Source organism: Gottfriedia sp. NPDC056225, from assembly GCF_042267765.1.
Taxonomy (GTDB): Bacteria; Bacillota; Bacilli; order Bacillales; family Bacillaceae_G; genus Gottfriedia.
The window spans coordinates 33,903-51,311 of the sequence record NZ_JBHJTJ010000003.1 but is presented as its reverse complement, the minus strand read 5'-3'; the positions used below and the strand labels follow the sequence as shown (position 1 = coordinate 51,311).

Annotated in this window: 15 protein-coding genes; 6 read left to right on the top strand and 9 right to left on the bottom strand. The window is 32.1% G+C overall.

The features are described from left to right. Window positions 1-484 precede the first annotated feature (484 nt). Window positions 485-748, top strand: a complete 264-nt coding sequence (locus ACFCYN_RS03650; RefSeq protein ID WP_483867238.1) for a hypothetical protein — start codon at window positions 485-487, stop codon at window positions 746-748. An 85-nt stretch (window positions 749-833) separates the two neighbouring features. Here the strand turns inward: ACFCYN_RS03650 and ACFCYN_RS03645 are convergent, their stop codons facing one another. Genes ACFCYN_RS03645 through ACFCYN_RS03635 form a run of 3 tightly spaced genes read right to left on the bottom strand, consistent with a single transcriptional unit; the run spans window position 834 to window position 4,240 of the window. Further along, on the bottom strand, window positions 834-2,138 hold the full coding sequence (locus ACFCYN_RS03645; protein WP_375947580.1) for a VTT domain-containing protein: 1,305 nt from the start codon (window positions 2,136-2,138) through the stop codon (window positions 834-836). 43 nt (window positions 2,139-2,181) lie between these two features. After that, complete coding sequence (locus ACFCYN_RS03640) at window positions 2,182-3,540, bottom strand: sensor histidine kinase (protein ID WP_172446042.1); 1,359 nt, start codon at window positions 3,538-3,540, stop codon at window positions 2,182-2,184. A gap of 1 nt (window position 3,541) precedes the next feature. Beyond that, window positions 3,542-4,240 (bottom strand): response regulator transcription factor, encoded by a 699-nt coding sequence (locus ACFCYN_RS03635; RefSeq protein WP_375947577.1) that lies wholly within the window; start codon window positions 4,238-4,240, stop codon window positions 3,542-3,544. A gap of 286 nt (window positions 4,241-4,526) precedes the next feature. On the opposite strand from ACFCYN_RS03635, the gene ACFCYN_RS03630 reads away from it, so the two are divergent. Beyond that, the gene (locus ACFCYN_RS03630) at window positions 4,527-7,640 is read left to right on the top strand and encodes an efflux RND transporter permease subunit (protein WP_375947575.1); all 3,114 of its coding nucleotides are present in this window, start codon (window positions 4,527-4,529) and stop codon (window positions 7,638-7,640) included. A gap of 528 nt (window positions 7,641-8,168) precedes the next feature. Here the strand turns inward: ACFCYN_RS03630 and ACFCYN_RS03625 are convergent. Then, window positions 8,169-8,429: a hypothetical protein gene (locus ACFCYN_RS03625; protein WP_375947573.1), complete on the bottom strand. Its 261-nt coding sequence runs from the start codon at window positions 8,427-8,429 to the stop codon at window positions 8,169-8,171. Here ACFCYN_RS03625 and ACFCYN_RS03620 point away from each other — a divergent pair. After that, on the top strand, window positions 8,420-8,716 hold the full coding sequence (locus tag ACFCYN_RS03620; protein ID WP_375947571.1) for a hypothetical protein: 297 nt from the start codon (window positions 8,420-8,422) through the stop codon (window positions 8,714-8,716). The two genes, ACFCYN_RS03625 and ACFCYN_RS03620, sit on opposite strands and share 10 nt — an antisense overlap. Before the next feature lie 275 nt (window positions 8,717-8,991). Here ACFCYN_RS03620 and ACFCYN_RS03615 read toward each other — a convergent pair whose 3' ends face one another. Then, the gene (locus ACFCYN_RS03615) at window positions 8,992-9,318 is read right to left on the bottom strand and encodes a hypothetical protein (RefSeq protein WP_375947569.1); all 327 of its coding nucleotides are present in this window, start codon (window positions 9,316-9,318) and stop codon (window positions 8,992-8,994) included. Window positions 9,319-9,563: 245 nt separating this feature from the next. Here ACFCYN_RS03615 and ACFCYN_RS03610 point away from each other — a divergent pair, with 245 nt between their 5' ends. Together ACFCYN_RS03610 and ACFCYN_RS03605 are read left to right on the top strand one after the other, a co-directional pair. After that, window positions 9,564-10,331, top strand: a complete 768-nt coding sequence (locus ACFCYN_RS03610; protein WP_375947567.1) for a TSUP family transporter — start codon at window positions 9,564-9,566, stop codon at window positions 10,329-10,331. 249 nt (window positions 10,332-10,580) lie between these two features. Next, window positions 10,581-11,621, top strand: coding sequence for a YeiH family protein (locus ACFCYN_RS03605; RefSeq protein ID WP_375947565.1), 1,041 nt, complete (start codon window positions 10,581-10,583; stop codon window positions 11,619-11,621). A 72-nt stretch (window positions 11,622-11,693) separates the two neighbouring features. On the opposite strand, the gene ACFCYN_RS03600 is transcribed toward ACFCYN_RS03605, so the two are convergent. Both ACFCYN_RS03600 and ACFCYN_RS03595 read right to left on the bottom strand, forming a co-directional pair. After that, entirely contained in the window at window positions 11,694-12,233 is a 540-nt protein-coding gene (locus tag ACFCYN_RS03600; RefSeq protein ID WP_098119906.1) for a DUF2179 domain-containing protein, read from the bottom strand. A 515-nt stretch (window positions 12,234-12,748) separates the two neighbouring features. Continuing rightward, window positions 12,749-13,372 carry a TetR/AcrR family transcriptional regulator gene (locus ACFCYN_RS03595; RefSeq protein ID WP_375947563.1) on the bottom strand — a complete coding sequence of 208 codons (624 nt, stop codon included), beginning with the start codon at window positions 13,370-13,372 and terminating at the stop codon, window positions 12,749-12,751. Window positions 13,373-13,490: 118 nt separating this feature from the next. On the opposite strand from ACFCYN_RS03595, the gene ACFCYN_RS03590 reads away from it, so the two are divergent. Continuing rightward, on the top strand, window positions 13,491-15,731 hold the full coding sequence (locus tag ACFCYN_RS03590; protein ID WP_375947561.1) for an MMPL family transporter: 2,241 nt from the start codon (window positions 13,491-13,493) through the stop codon (window positions 15,729-15,731). A 693-nt stretch (window positions 15,732-16,424) separates the two neighbouring features. Here the strand turns inward: ACFCYN_RS03590 and ACFCYN_RS03585 are convergent. Both ACFCYN_RS03585 and paiA read right to left on the bottom strand, forming a co-directional pair. After that, window positions 16,425-16,835: a GNAT family N-acetyltransferase gene (locus ACFCYN_RS03585; protein WP_375947559.1), complete on the bottom strand. Its 411-nt coding sequence runs from the start codon at window positions 16,833-16,835 to the stop codon at window positions 16,425-16,427. Between the two features lie 34 nt (window positions 16,836-16,869). Then, a complete protein-coding gene (gene paiA, locus ACFCYN_RS03580; protein ID WP_375947557.1) occupies window positions 16,870-17,388 on the bottom strand; it encodes a spermidine/spermine N(1)-acetyltransferase in 519 nt (172 codons plus the stop codon). Window positions 17,389-17,409: the final 21 nt, after the last annotated feature.

Here is a 17,409-nt window from a genome sequence, read left to right as displayed (position 1 = left end):
GTAGTCAGTAAAAAGAAAGATTCTATATTGTCTACTAAATGGAGAATTTTATAGGAATAATGAGCTGGCAATGCAAACTAAAACCTTGTCTTAATGACAAGGTTTTAGTTTGCATTGCTATTTTAAATAGGATGCTGGTTTGAATTCCATATCTAATTCAATCGCTTTTTCATACTGATTAAGCTCAATATAATATGAATATAATTTTTCCCCGTACTGCTCGTAATAACTAATATTATTAGAAGGTGTAATAAAGTAAAAATATGATTTTGGCCTAATTCAATTTCGAGATTATTTAATGAATGATATAAAAAGTGTTCAGTCAGAAGTTATACTGACAAGCCCTATTCATATTTGAGTAAGTAAGTCATTTCATTTAGCTTTAAAAAATTCTGTCACAATTAACGATTTAAAAAATGAAAACTTTGTCCTTTATAATGAAGACTATATAAACTCTTTATCTGAGTATTTAAGGGATTTTCCATTGAATGTATTATTTGTAACTGAAAATTTAGAGGTTATAAGGGGTGCAGTAATTGAAGACTTGGCAATCACATTTGATACAAGTATTTCCTTAAAAAATGAGGCCTCCATATTGAATGGACAGACTGTTTCAATTCCTTTAATCCATGTGGAGCCTTCTACAATACCAATCGGATGGGTTCGTTCAAATAACTCAGTTTCGTCGATGCTGTATGATAAATTTATAAAACTTTTAAAGATTGAGTTAGAATGTCTTGATAATTAAACTATCAAAAATAAAGAATCCCCGTATAGTGTTTACTACGGGGATTCTCTTTGTATAGATTTTTATTTAATAAAGACTATTTGATTCACGATTTTATCAATTTTTCCTTACTTATATTCTCTTTTAACAGCGAGACAAAACGAAACAACTCCAGTGAGAATAGGATTCCACTTAGCCAAACTGAGCTGAATACGAATCCAGCAGCAATGTCGCTAGGCAATAAGTGGTGTAAATAGACGCTGCTAATGGAAAATAGTACTACAACAAATATAAAACAGAAGAACATAATCGTATTAAGCATATAAGCTTTGTTGTGCCGAATTAACATAATGATGAAGTAACCTAATACTGTCAGAATCAACATAGACTTTTCATTTGGAAAGTTTTTACCTACATTACTACCTAGCATAAAGTTGAAAATCCAAGGTATCCCTACTGATAGTATAAGGATTCCAGCTAAACTTGCGATTAGAAAGAGCAACTCTAGCCATTTATTTTTATTATTTATTAAAATGACTATTATAGTAGCAAGTGAGACTGTCAATAAAACCTTCCAGGTCGATAATGAATAAATAAAGTTCATCGGCCCATGCCAGTGTTGATTAAATAAATTAAACACAATGGTCTTAAATACAGAATTGAATTTATCAAATTCATTGCTAATTGTGTTTTGAATTAGCCCTACCATTAAGATAACAAACGTAACGAAAAAAATTAAACACGTTAAGATGAGCAATTTTATTTTCATGAAGCTTTTAAATCTCTTAAAACTTGATTCAAATATTAATATTAACGATTCTTTTATTAATTCTTTTTTTGCTTTTACAACAATAAAAGTGAGAACTATGATACCTAATAATATGCTACCTAATACTAACCATTTTTTTATTTCTACTTGGTATATATCCCAGTTTGGTCCCATTACCTTTCCTAACCAAATAAACGTTCCAATCCAAAGAAATACACCAATATATGAAAAAATGGCAAATGAGCGATAAGGTAATTTGATGATCCCTGAAATAATGCTTGCGAAATGTCTAATACCTGGAATAAAGAACGATACTAGTAATAATACTTTCCCATATTTTTCATACCATTTTGACATTCTCTCTATCTTCTCTGGGCCCATATGGATATAATGACCAAATTTCCGAAAAAACGGTGTACCTAGTTTATATCCTAACCAATAAGAAATAGTAACCCCAACAATTCCTCCAAGGCCGGCAGAAATAATGGACAATACTATATTCATTTCCCCATGAAAACATAAAACCCCAACATAACTCATCAATGCTTCATTTGGAATAGGAACTATGATCAATTCCAACATCAATGATAAAAATAAAATGATATACCCATATTCATTTAATAAATGGATGATTTCGTTCATATTCAGACCTCAATCTTTCAATACTCTAAAGTACTTACTATTTTCACATAATCCCATTTAATGGAAATACTATCTCTACTTCCGTCCCTACATTTTCAACACTTTTTATACTAATTTTCCCATTATGCAAGTTAATTATATTCTTAGCTATCGACAGACCAAGTCCAGTACCTCCACTGATTTCACGGCTACGTGCTTTATCGACTCTATAAAATCGTTCGAAAATATTTTCTAATTCTTCCTCTCGAATACCAATTCCATAATCTTTTATTTTAAGAATAACGGCTTCACTCTTACAACTAATCCTTACTTCAATTTTGTCGGAACTGTACTTTATTGCATTATCTAAAAAGATAATAATAACTTGTTTAATTTTAAGTTCATTTCCATTAATTATTATTTTCTGTTTTTGTGCATGTAATGTAATTTCTCGTTTATATACACTTTGCAGTTGCACTAGCGTTGAATGGCACAATGCTACTAGATCTACTGGATTCATTTCGATATTCTTTAAATGTTCCGATTCGGCCAATGTTAATAATGTTTTCGTTAAATCTTGCATTCGATTGGCTTCAGAATATATCGTCTCAATAGCTTCCATTGCCATTTCCTCATTTTTAAACCCACGTCTTCTTAATAAGTTAGCAAAGCTACTAATGACAGTAATTGGAGTTTTTAGCTCATGAGATGCATCTGAAACAAACTGCTTTTGTTTCTCAATGTTTTCTTGCAGCCTGCTAATCATTCGATTAAACGTGCTTGCCATTTTGTGTAATTCATCTTTCGTTTCATTTTTGATTAAAATCTTTTTGGGAACTCCACTTTGTTCAATATCTTCCATAGTTGTAATCATAGAAGTAATCGGGTTCATTATAATGCGTGTTAACCATCTTCCAGCCATCATTGATAGTATTGCAGAAATGCCAGTAACGATTGTCATAATTGTTAATAACATATCTTTTCGACTTTCAAGTCCAACTAACAACTCCCCAATTTCTAGTGTTCCAATTACTTGTTGGTTCTGTATAATTGGTACGCGCACGACTATATTTTGATGCTCACTAAAAGGGATTAGTTTTGTCTCTTCTTTTCTAGTGAACTTAGGTTTTATACGATTCAGTAATTTATCGTTACTAATTTCTGTCACAATTTTTGAGTTTGGATCAATAATTCGAATATAAGAATGATTGGACATAAATGGATATAATCCTTCATTTTTCATATTCAATTTTTTTGGTATTTCAAGTTTTTTTAAGATTTCATGTGCTTTTTGGCTGACAACATGTTCTTCCATATTTACAGTCGTTTTCATAAACAAATAAAAAACTAAACCGTTAATTAAAATGAGAATGATTAAGATCCATGAAGTGATTAATAAGTTTATTTTAGTCGTTATTTTCATCTTAACCCTTCCTCATTGTGTACCCCACACCTCGTATCGTTCGAATTAAAGGAACATCAAATTCCTCTTCAATTTTCTTTCTTAAGTGTCTAATATACACATCAACAACATTTGTCTCACCTTCGTACTCATAACCCCAAACTGTTGTAATAATACCTTCTCTTGTCACAATTTTATTTTGATTTGTTAATAGATAAACTAATAAATCATACTCCTTTGGTGTTAATGCAATAACTTTATCATTTCGCTTTACTTCTCTAGATTCCAAATTAACAACTAAATCCTCAATCGCTAAAGTAGGTTCAGAGTCTTCATTTTTCTTAAATTCATGAACAAGTTTGCTTGATCTAAGACATGAACGTATCCTTGCTAATACTTCTTCGATTTCAAAGGGCTTTGTAATATAATCATTTGCACCATAATCAAGACCAATAATCTTATCATGTGTAGCATCCCTAGCTGTTAATAAAATGACAGGAACAAATTGATTTGTTTTTCTTATTCTTCTTAATACTTCAATTCCACTCAATTCAGGTAACATAACATCTAATAAAATTAGATCTACATTGTTGTTCAGAGCAGATTCTAGACCGGATTTTCCATTATGTTCGACTAGTACTTCAAAACCCTCATATTCTATTTCTAATTTTAAAACTCGAGCAATATTCACTTCATCCTCGATAATTAAGATTTTCGTCATCTAACTCACCTATTTCTATTAATGGTTTAGTGTGTCCACAAACTCTATTCTAAATTTAAGACTGATAGAAAACATTAGTCTTTAGTAGTTTGAAACCGTACAAGGAGTGATGTTTCCAATCTATTTCTCTTCTTGTATACATGCCATTATAGAACTTTTAAATCGCATTTTTTTCATTTTAATCTAAATTTAATTGATTATTCATTAAAGTTTCAGTTAGGAATTTTACAATGACATGGAATTGATTGAACAAACTTTCTTAAAATTTAAAAATAGGAGGAAAATAATGAAAAAACTTGTAGAAGGGACCATGCAAAGAGCAATATTAATGATTGTCTGTGTAGTGATGATCGTAGCTTGGGGTGCTATATCAGCTTTCCAAATGCAACGTGATTATTTACCAGGTATTAATAATACGACTCTTACAGTTAGCATGCGTCTACCAATGTACCAAGCTGATCAAGTAAAACAAAATATTACCAATAATCTTGAAAGTGCTGTAAGAACAACAGAAGGATTACAAGACATTGAAACTAGCTCTTATGATGGTGGAGTTTTTATGAGTCTGTATTTTCCAATGAATACAGATATGAAGCAAGCCGAAATTGATGTAAATAGAGCTTTAGAAAATGCGGATATTCCACCTACAATTACATCAAAACCACTTGTTACTAGACTTACTACTAGTTCATTTCCAATCTTAACTTATAGTTTAACTAGTGATTCATTAGATGATAATACATTAAAATCAATTACTCAAATGGATATTGTACAACATCTTAAAACTGTTCCTGGTGTATCCGATGTATCAGTATTCGGTGGTGCTAAAGATGGTTATGTGCTAACTGTTAGAATGAAAGACCTTGCAAAAAACAATTTAACTTTAGACGACTTAAATAAAGCATTAGCTGTATCAGTTCCATCCTTACCTGAAGGAACGATCTTTCAAAATCAATTGTCCATCCCAGTTAAATTTGATAGTTTAAAAATAAATGAGAAACAAATAAGCGACGTAAAAATCAAAAATTCAAATGGTGACCAAGTTCCACTTTCAGCATTTGCAACTGTTACTCACGCTTTAAATGATGTAAAAACTGTTGCAAGAACAGATGGAAAAACAAGCGTTCAATTAAACGTTATTAAAACCCAAAGTGCAAACATTACCGACGTAGCTAAGGCTGTAAAGGAAAGAATTAGTGGTTTACAAGAAGTTAAAGACGGTACTGTCAAATTGACTCCGCAATTAGACCGTGAAAAAGAATTAAACGATTCATTAAATGGTTTAATACGTGAAGGTTTACTTGGATGTCTTTTCTCAATGATTTGCGTATTTTTCTTCTTCCGCAATGTAAAATCAACATTAGTCATTGCGATTTCATTACCAATTTCTTTATTAGCAACAACAGCTATACTAAAATCAATGGGCATTACACTTAATATTTTAACGGTTTCAGGTTTAATTGTCGCGATGGGCCGTATTGTTGATGATTCAATCGTTATCCTTGATAATATGTACCGTAAAAGAGAACAAAATTCTGATCAACCATTACTATCTTCATTAAGTTCGGCAGTTTATGAAATGACACCTGCAATTTTAGGATCTACACTTACGACAATTGCTGTTTATATTCCAATTGCCTTTGTAGGTGGAGCAATAAGTGCTTCATATAGCGGTTTTGCATGGTCTGTTGTAATTTCATTAATTATATCGTTCTTTGTAGCAATCCTTGTAATTCCAGCGCTTGCGTTAATGGGTTGGAAAAACAATGCAAAGAAAACAAAAGCAGTTTCTTTAGAACCACTGATGAAACCAATCCTAAAATCATCATTTAAGAAGAAAAAACTTACAATTTTCATTTCAGCTTTATTATTTATTTTTGCAGTAGCCTTTGGTTCATTTTTACCAGTTTCATTCTTGCCAAGTGCTAAAACTGGTCAAGTTGCAATTAAACTAGAATTACCTCAAGGAAGTACACTAGCGCAAGTAGATACAGAGGTTCAAAAGGTAGAGAACCAATTAAAAGAAAATCCAAAAGTAAAATCTTATACATCTAATTTTGGAACGACTAACACGCCTCAAAGTGATGATGTATTTGACCAAGGTGGTGGATTCCTACAAAAACCTAATGTAGCAAATCTTTCTGTTGTATTAAAGGATGATAAAGACTCAGACCAAGTTATTAAAGAACTTGGAAATCAGCTACCACAATTATCGAAGAATGTAGCTTATACTGTTTCAAGTCAAAGTATTGCTGGTGATGATTCATTATTGAAAGTAATGTTTACTGGCTCTGATCAAGCAACACTAGATAAGGTTGCAGATCAAATGAGATCAAAACTTATGAAAATTAACGGTCTAAGTGTTGATGGTAAAATCGATTTAACATCCGGTCTTCCAAAATATAAAATAACATTTAACCAACAAGCAATTGATCAAAATGGAATTCAATTAGCAGATGTAATGAAAGTGATTAATCGTTATATGTCACAATCTAAAGACGCTACATTTGTAGTGGACCATATGAGTCTACCCGTGGACATGTACCTTGATCAAATCAGTAGTGGAAAAATGCAAGTTCAATTAAATGCATCACCTGCGGATGTAATCAATTCTCTTAAAAATGAAACTTTCCTAACAAAAGGAAATAAGACAATTAAACTTGAACAACTTGCATCTATTACGAAAGATAATGCTCCTTCAACGATTAATGAACGGAATGGTGAGCCTTATTCAATCGTAACGGGACAAATTACTTCAAATGATATTAGCCAAGTTTCTAAACAAGTTGATGACGTAATTAGTAAACAAGCTCTTCCTAAAGGTGTAAGTTACTCAATGGGAGGTATAACTCAACAAGTTAAAGACATGATATTTGATATGTCAATTGCGGTAGCCTTCTCTATTCTTTTAGTTATGGTCATTACTTCAACCTTATTTAAGGGATGGAGAGCTCCAGTTTCAGTATTATTAAGTATCCCACTAGCATTAAGTGGTGTTGTCATCTCTTTAGTAATCGCAGGTGGAGAGTGGAATTTAGCAGCATTAATTGGGGTATTAATGTTAACAGGAATTGTAGTGACAAATGGGATTGTACTTGTTGATAAGATTGAACGTAATCGTAAAAACGGTATGAACATTGAAGACGCCGTTATTTCAGGAAGTCTTTCAAGGATTAGACCAATTTTAATTACAGCAGCTACAACAATTTTAACACTATTACCACTAGCATTTTCACATCAAGGTGATACAGTTATTTCACAGACATTAGGAATAGTTGTAATAGGCGGAATGATCACATCTACTCTAAATAGCTTTTTAGTCATACCAATTATTTATCAATGGTTGCACAAAAAGCAGTCGAATAAAGTAATTTCAACTGAGGAAGTTAATTCACTTTAACTTCAAATTAAAGGGGCTGTCCATAAAGTCAGATGACTTTTTGGGCGGCTTTTTTATTTGTCATCGAGTAATTGAATGATGGAGATGAATGGCAGGAAATACGAACAAATTATGTACTTTGTTCATAAAGTAACGAATTTTGTTCATAAATCTAGGTTTTTTGTTCATAAAACAGTGCATTTTGCTCATAAATTTGATCAGACCATTTTTAAGTTATTGAAATTATGTGTTTTGAAATCAAAGAGCACGTACACTATGTCAACTCGGAGTTAATATTGATAGTACTGACCTAATTATCACCTGAACCCGCGATAGGAACGTTTAAAAATTACTTACAAAAACAGCACTCAACTTGTTATGCTGGAAAAAAAGCCCATTAATTTTTAGAAATATTTTTTAGACTAAAATCTTGTACTTATTTTCATCTAAATAAATAAAGTAAGTATAGTCAAAAACACTGACAAGCTGTCCAAGTTAAACATATTAATAGTTAGAAGACCTAAATAAAACTATTTTAATGGGTGATATTTAAATGAAAGATAGACTTAAGCCAATTAAACCACCGTGTCCACCAACTCCACCTTGTCCGCCGAGTCCGCCGAGTCCACCGAGCCCACCGAGTCCGCCAAGTCCGCCGAGTCCGCCAAGTCCACCGAGTCCGCCAAGTCCACCGAGTCCGCCAAGTCCGCCGACTCCACCTTGCCCACCTTGTCCACCGTGCCGACCATGTCCTCCTTGTCCGCCATGCCATTGTTGTGAACATAGGAAGTGTGACTGCTGTGAACACAAGTGTGATTGCCACAAACATCATGACTGTGATTGCCACAAACATCATGACTGTGATTGCCACAAACATCATGACTGCGATTGCCACAAACATCGTGATTGTGATTGCCACAAACATCGTGATTGTGATTGCCACAAACATCGTGATTGTGATTGCCACAAGCATCGTGATTGTGATTGCCACAAGCATCGTGATTGTGATTGCCACAAGCATCATGATTGTGAATGTCATGAGCATAAAAAATGCGATTGTCATGAGCACAAGAATTGTGATTGCAGAATTAAGGTGAATATTAATATTGATTGTGGTTGTAAAAAAAATGAATGCAACTGCTGCGAAGACCATGACTGTGACCGTCACGATCACAAGAAATGTGATTGTTGTACAGATTTAATTGCTAAAATATTAAGTGCTGTAAAAAATAGTCAATCATCATCTCATTGTGATAAGCAAATTACTATTAATATCAACATTAACAATAAATAAGTAATTTCTCTTGATGAATCTAACTCAAACAAAGGCAAAAAAATAGAGTGTAGAAACCTAGTGTTTCTCACTCTATATTTATTTATTGAAATCTTCTTTCCTTGTTGAAATGCCTTTTATTTCTTCTAATGAATTAAAATAAATCTCAATTTCACTCATTTTAAGTTGAATTTCTTCAATTGCATCTTCTAATATTTTAGTTAATTCCTTTTGCACTTGTTTAATCACTTCATCAGTATTTTCCAGACCTTCTAATCTGATATTACGGTCTATTTTGAGTTCTTCAAGTGCCATCTTCATTTCGATTTTTGAAACAACCTCTTTCATTAAACGATTTATATTTTTTTCAAAATATTTCTCTTTTGCTTGTCCTAAGCCTGTAGTATTTGAATGTTCGATATTCAAACCATGTACACCCCTTCCGCAATTTATCACATACCAATATATGCAAAATTTAGAGAGAGTGGTACAAGTAACATTTAAAAACTCATTTAGTTTTGCAATAAATAATTTTAGCAAATTAAAAACGTGTCGTAGCTGCTTTTTACAGTTGTTAAAGTAAAAATATTCTTATATTACTAAATTAATGATTTACTTTATTTATTATTTTAACTACTATCTAATTAGTAGATAAAAGAAAGGTAGATTTGATGATATTCCATCTTGATCCATCGTTATTATTAACTTTAATTGTATTTGGATTTTTAGCTGCATTTATTGATTCCGTAGTTGGTGGCGGAGGATTAATTACTTTGCCAGTATTGTTATTTACTGGGCTTTCTCCTGCTGCTGCTGTTGCAACGAACAAATTAGCTGGGTCAATTGGATCTTTAACGAGCACAATCATGTTTTATCGTTCAGGTAAGCTTGATATAAAATCTGTTTATAAGTTATTCCCACTCACTTTTATTGGTTCTATTTTTGGAGCTTGGACTGTCCATTTAATAGACCCTACAGTTCTTAAACCTCTAATGCTTGTAATGCTTGCGGCAGTCGCAATTTATACTATTTTTAAGAAAAATTGGGGAGATACTACTTCCAACAAAAAGCTGTCAGCTACTCGTATTATCATGTTTATGGTTTTGATTTTTGCAATTGGTTTTTATGATGGTTTTATTGGTCCTGGAACAGGTTCATTCTTAATATTTGCTTTTTTAATGATAGGATTTGATTTTTTAAAAGCAGCCGGGAATGCAAAATTTTTAAATTTCGGCAGTAATATTGCTGCATTATTGATGTTTATGTATTTAGGACAAATTCATTATGCCTATGGTTTAGCTATGGGTATTGCACAAATAGCCGGTGCAATTTGTGGTTCAAAATTTGCAATAAAAAAAGGAAGTGGCTATGTCCGCATCCTCTTTATCACAGTAACGTTTTTACTGTTAGCAAAAAATACTTTTGATTATCTTCATTAAGATGTTGATGTTGAAGTCCTCTAATGAAATATTCTATAAAGGATAAGCAAAATTACTAATAATTTTCTTATCCTTTTTTTTATAAGATACTTTTTAAATGATTCACTAACATCAAGACTGATAGCAGTTAATCCATTTCATCTTCTTATTATCGTATTTACCTATCATTATTATAATAATTATTTATTTTCCTTATAGTAAATGATTCGATAGGATAAATATAAAGAACCCCACAAGGAGATGAACAAGATGGAACAAAAAGCTATAATTGCTACAAAACCTGATCAACAAAAAAAACCTTCTAAACAATTAAATGTTTCTATGATATATGGAATCACTTTTACATTCATCATAGCTACTTTAGGCTTTCAATTGGCAAAGTTACCAGGATTCGATCATGTTGGACCACTTGCATGTGCCATTTTGCTAGCTCTAGTTTATAGACAATTTTTTGGATATCCTGAAAAATTACGAGCTGGCATTCAATTTTCTTCAAAAAGACTTTTAAGATTCGCCATCATTCTGTACGGTTTGAAATTGAACATGGTTGTTATTTTTAACGATGGTTTGCCTTTATTATTAAAAGGTGCTGGAACAATCATCTTTTCGATAGTTGTTCTTTTGGCTATTGCAAAATGGCTTAAAGCAGATTTTAATCTGTCATTATTATTAAGTATTGGAACAGGTATTTGCGGTGCTGCTGCAGTCGCTGCCGTATCTCCAATCATTAAATCGAAAGATGAAGACACCGCTATGGCCGTCGGTATTATAGCATTAGTTGGCACAATTTTTTCCATTATTTATACTTTAATCTATCCATTATTACCGATTAGTCCAACTGAATACGGGGCATGGGCCGGAATAAGTCTTCACGAGATTGCTCATGTTGCTTTAGCAGCTGCTCCTACTGGTCAAGATGCTCTTGCTCATGCACTTCTTGCCAAACTTGCACGTGTTTTTCTATTAATTCCGGTTTGTTTTATCCTTTTATTCTGGATGAAAAGAAAAGGAAAATTAGACGGAGAAGCAAAATTGGAGTTCCCATGGTTTTTAATTGGATTCGTCATTATGAGTTTTGTAGGGAGTTACATTCTTGGTAAAGAAGTTCCAATCTCAAAAAAATCCATGTCAGACATTGCTGCCTTTACATCTTTTATCTTAACAATGTCTATGACTGGCTTAGGATTTAATATTAACCTAAAAGAACTACGTACTAAATCATTACGCCCTCTAATCGCCATAATCATTACATCAATTCTTCTGTCTTTCGTAACTTATATTTTTATTTAACAACTACCCTTTAAATCAAAAAAATCAGAGAAACGATACGCCTGTTTCTCTGATTTTTTATTTATCTAGTGGCTATAATACATTCGATTTCTTATGTTTTGCTTTCTTCATTGCGTTTAATAAAAATCCACCTTTAAATCTTCTCGCTTCATATGAAATAATAAAGGCACTCGGTTCATAATGCTCAATAAGATCCATTAGTTCAGGTTCTCTATTTCGCTTTGTCAATATATCTAAATGATACCTCTCACTGTCTCTTCCTTCACCTTGGAAAACCGTCACTCCGAATCCTTCCTCGCGAAGTCGGTTAATAAGCAATTTATTTTTATTCGTTAAATTAACTACTAATGTCGTATAGCCAATCGCTAAGCGATTTTCTACGTAACTTCCAATTAGAATACCAATTCCAAATCCAACCGCATAAACAATCATTGATAATGTACTTTGGTCTCCAGAAAACACAAGTGATAATCCAAATACATAAATAATTGCTTCTAAAAAACCAAAAAGCGCGGCAGACACACTCAAGCCTTTAACAAGGAAAATAGTTCTCAAAGTTAAGACAGGTACATAAATCAGTTGCAATAATAAAATCAGCAAAATATCTTTCAATGTTGACACCTCAAAGTTCAAATTTCGGGAAAGCAATTTTATGTAAATCATTCACCCTAAGCCTTACTTTTAAACACTTTTGCTAGTAGTTCAAAGTGAGAGCCTAGTAGAAATGACGGATTAATGAATGCTCAATGCGACTACCTTTTTAAATTGTTTTTTTGTATTATTTACCAGTTGTAGTATGTAATTCAACTTGTTCAATTAAATTCCTGCTTTTCTTTAAGGACATTCTAAAGATTAAAATATTGAATTATGAGAACAAATTTTGAACATTGTTGATAAAGTTGTGAACTTGGTGGATATTTTGCTAATGCTCGTTGATATTTTGCTGAAATTCGTTGATATATGCGAATACTCGTTAATATTTAACTATAACCGGCTCGTAAATCATCCATTCTGAGTCGCCCTTCACTAATTTTGCTTAATATCATCTTCAAACAAATAAAAAAAACCGCCAGGAATTCATTCACAATTCCAAGCGGGTTTTCTAACAACTTTCAAATCATCTTTTTTTATTTTTTACCCATTATTCCATTCCAAAAGAAATCGATGATTTGTTCGGCCATTTCATCTATTGTCGAAAAGATTGACTTTTGATCTGTGTCTTTATAATTTCCAATGGATAGAATTGCAAAGAACAATTGAGTATAGAACTTTGGATTCCCTTGAGGTATTTCTCCGTTCTCAATTGCAGTTGTCATTGCTTTTTCAATCACATTATACATCTTCTCTTCAGCGTTATTCATCTGTTGTAATTGTTCATCTGATAAAGAAACTTTCGCTTCCTTCGTAAAAGTTTTTAAATCAATTTCAAAGGTAGCTCTTAAATGAACTTTTACCATTTCGTGGAGGTTTTCTTTTAAAGACTGTTCCGTTGATAAAATCTCAGCAATCCGGTCACTTATTCGTAGCATCATTTGAACCATTGCATCCGTAAAGAGATCTGCTTTTGTTGGATAATAGTAATAAACCGTTGCTTTGGTCACACCACACTGTTTAGCTACGTCATCCATTGAAACTAATTGATATCCGTTTTGAAGAAACAATTGGATTGCATTTTCAACGATTATTGTTTTTGTAGGCTTTTTTTTAGAATCCTGTGGCGGTCTACCGAGGGGACGTTTCATTTGTTCCAATATGCTTCTCTCCTAACCTTTTAATTCCTTTTCATTATATCATATTAAAAGTTCTTGAATAATTAACTGACCAGTATATATAATTATGGTAATCAATTTTACGAGAGGTGAATTCCATATGAAACATCACCCCTTTCATTCATGGGGCAAATTTGTTGGTAGTAAACGTACAAGATGGATAACATTGTTGGTGTGGGTTTTATTAACGGTAGTATTATCTTTTACTTTTCCATCTGTAAATGAAGTAGAAAATAATGCAGCAGATAACCTACCTAAGCAATCCATGTCGCAAAAAGCAGAGCAGTTAATTAAAAAAGAGTTTCCAACTGATTCTGGAAACCCTTTATTAATTGTTTGGAATCGTAAAGACGGTCTAAATGGAGAAGATTTCAATGCCATTAAAAATGTTTATAAAGCGCTTCGAAACAATCCATTGGAAAAACAATTAACATCACCGTCATATGATTTGATGCCTACCGAGGCAATTAAACAAAGTTCTTCTGAGGATGGTACTACAATCATTACAGCTGTTCTTTTTGATAAAAAAGCTGATGATAAAGTACTACAAAAAAATATCGACAAACTAGAAAAGTTAATTAAAAATAATACGGTTGATGACCCAGTTAAACGAAAATTATCAGAATCTGGTCTAAAGGTTCGCTTTTCTGGTCCAGTAGGTATTCAAACAGACGCTGTAAGTTTATTTTCACAAGCCGATGTTAAACTTTTATTATCTACTGTATCACTTGTATTAGTTTTCTTAATCCTCCTATATCGTTCACCAATTATGGCAATTGTGCCGTTAATAGTAGTCGGTTTCGCATACGGAATCGTAAACCCTTTATTAGGTGTTTTAGGTGAAAAAGGTATTATTACAGTTGATTCACAAGCCGTTTCGATCATGACAGTATTATTATTTGGTGCAGGTACTGATTATTGTTTATTTTTAATATCTAGATATCGTGAATGTTTACTTAATGAAGAAAATAAATATAAAGCATTGCAACTCGCAATTAAAGAATCTAGTGGGGCCATTTCGATGAGTGCTTTAACGGTCGTTATTGGGTTAGGCACACTCTTATTTGCTCATTATGGTGCGTTCCATCGTTTCGCAGTTCCATTTAGTTTGGCAGTTCTTATTATGGGTATTGCTGCAATAACAATCCTTCCCGCCCTACTTTCTATATTTGGTAGAGTTTCATTTTATCCTTTTATCCCTAGAACAAAAGAAATGGAAGCATTAAGAGCTAAGAAAAAAGGAAAATTAATAAAAACAGAGCAAACCAAATTGTCAATTAATCAAAAAATAGGAAAACTAGTTACTCTTAAACCTTGGACAATTATTTTAGCTTCTACCATTTTATTAGGTGGGCTAGCTTTATTTGTGCCTCGAGTACAATACACATATGATCTGCTTCAATCATTTCCTAAAGATATGCCTTCTAGAGAAGGATTTGATTTAATATCAGACCACTATTCATCAGGTTTATTGGCACCTGTTAAAGTGATTATCGATACAGAAAATAAAAATATTCCTGTAAAAAAAGAATTAGAATCACTTTCATTCGTAAAAGAAGTTTCTGAACCGATTACAGGTAAAGATCATAAAAATTTACAATTATATGAGATTTCATTAGTCGATAATCCTTATTCTATTAAAGGTTTAGAGCGAATTCCTCAACTTGAGAAAAAAATTAAGAAGCTATTGAACAAAAATGATATCCAAAAAGTAAATAAGCATTACTGGATTGGTGGAGAAACAGTAACTAATTTAGATACAAAAAATACAACTGAAAGAGATCAATCAGTTATTATTCCGGTCATGATTGGATTGATTGCATTATTGTTGTTAACTTACTTACGTTCCTTTACGGCAATGATTTATTTAATTCTAACGGTCATATTATCATATCTTTCGGCATTAGGTGCTGGCTGGCTAATTCTTCACTACGGTTTTGGGGCTAGCGCAATACAAGGTTCAATTCCTTTATATTCATTTGTATTTTTAGTAGCATTAGGTGAAGATTATAATATATTCATGGTCTCTGAAATATGGAAAAATAAAAATAAACAACCCCATCGCGATGCAGTATCGAATGGAGTTGCAAAAACTGGGGCCGTTATTTCATCGGCTGGTTTGATTTTAGCTGGTACATTTCTAGTGTTAGCAACACTACCAATTCAAGTATTAGTACAATTTGGTATCGTTACTTGTGTTGGAGTATTAATTGATACATTCATCGTTCGACCACTTTTAGTTCCAGCAATCACTACTGTTTTAGGTAGATTCGCATATTGGCCAGGCGAACTCTCGAAAAAGGATTTTGACCATAAGCAAGAATTTCAAATAGAAAAATAAAACTTAAAAACACCACAACGTAATTCCATCTACAGAAAATGATGCGTTGTGGTGTTTTTCGTTAGAACTATCTTTTTATTGAATTGAATTAAGTAAATTATTTATTAGTTGGATTAGGCTGTTTCATCGTCAAATTAATCAATTGATACAAGCCATATAAACCCAAATAAGAACCAGAAATAATAAAATAAATATTAAGAAAAACAGCATGAATATTTGTCATAAAAACAACATTATGTTTTATAATTTCATAAATTGATATTGCTACTATTCCCCCAAAGACTATATAACAAATAATTGCTATGAAATTAAAAACGGTATTAAGTATAGGATAAGTTCTTGCTAATCCATACATGATAATAGGGAAAATAATAATGCTACCGATTAGTAAAGTTTTCAAGTGAATTCCTTTCAAATTTATTATTTGGTTGTGATTTGATTATTATTTTCATATTTTCATTAAATATCCAATTAATTAGACAAATATTTCCCTAAAAACACCAAAAAAGCTTGGTGACTAATCAAGCTTTTCTGGTTTAATCATATGAAATAGGGGTTGGGGAATTTTCATTACATTAAGGCTTTTTGGCACCACTTATCAATACCGGGGTGGTTTGTATTAACTGTTGCCATATTTAAATGATAATGATTATCAATTTCAATGTCAATACTTTTTATCTACTAAATAATCACTTACATATATTTCTTCATAATAACGTATTGTTTGCCATCTTTTATAAAGCTAGCATTAGTCTCTTCTAAGCCAAACTTTTTATAGAAATTTGCTTTATTCATTCTGGCATTACACCAAATTTTCTTCACACCATTGTTTTGCGCTTCTTTCATAGCATAATCTAACAGAGAACTTCCATATCCTTTACCTTGTTCTTGATGAAGAGTTGCAAATTTACGAAACTGGCATTCACTATTACTTATAAAAAGTGAAATGACTGAAATTAAAGTAGATTCTTTAAAAAGTCCAAAATGCATCCCAAGACCATCATCATTTAATTTTATATAATCAAAAGCCTTATCTGGCCACATAACTTTATGTCTTATTTCCCACACTTCTTCTTTATCTACTTTCCTAATTGTGATTTCCATATTTTACTCCTTTGCTTCGTTCTAATAAATGAGATTATTCGAGTGTTTTCATCATTATAAAGTCTATTTGTTCTTCGTCTCCCATAAAAAATGAATGCGCGCCAATCTGTACAAAACCCAATGTTTTATAAAAAGAAATTGCATTTTCATTCTTTTCCCAGACACCCAGCCAGATTTTCTTTTTATTAAGCTCCAGCGCAATTTCCGAAGCTTTATTAAACAAATATTTACCAAGTCCAAGTTTTTGATAATTTTTCTTTATATAAATTCTCTCAATTTCAAGTGTTTCCTCACCCATTTCTTCGGATTGAGCAACACTAGTATTTATCTTTAAATATCCGGCGATTGCATCATTAAAATAAACGAAAAAGAACTTTGAATAAGTATTGGATAATTCTTTTTTTACTTGTTTTAAATTAAATGCTTTCTCCAGATAAGCAATCATATTTGCTTTAGTATTTTGATCCTTAAACGTCTCATTAAATGTTTCAAAACCAATTTCCTGTAATAATTGCGAATCCTCATAGCTACACTTTTTTACTTGTATAGACATATAAATGACATTCCCCCTATA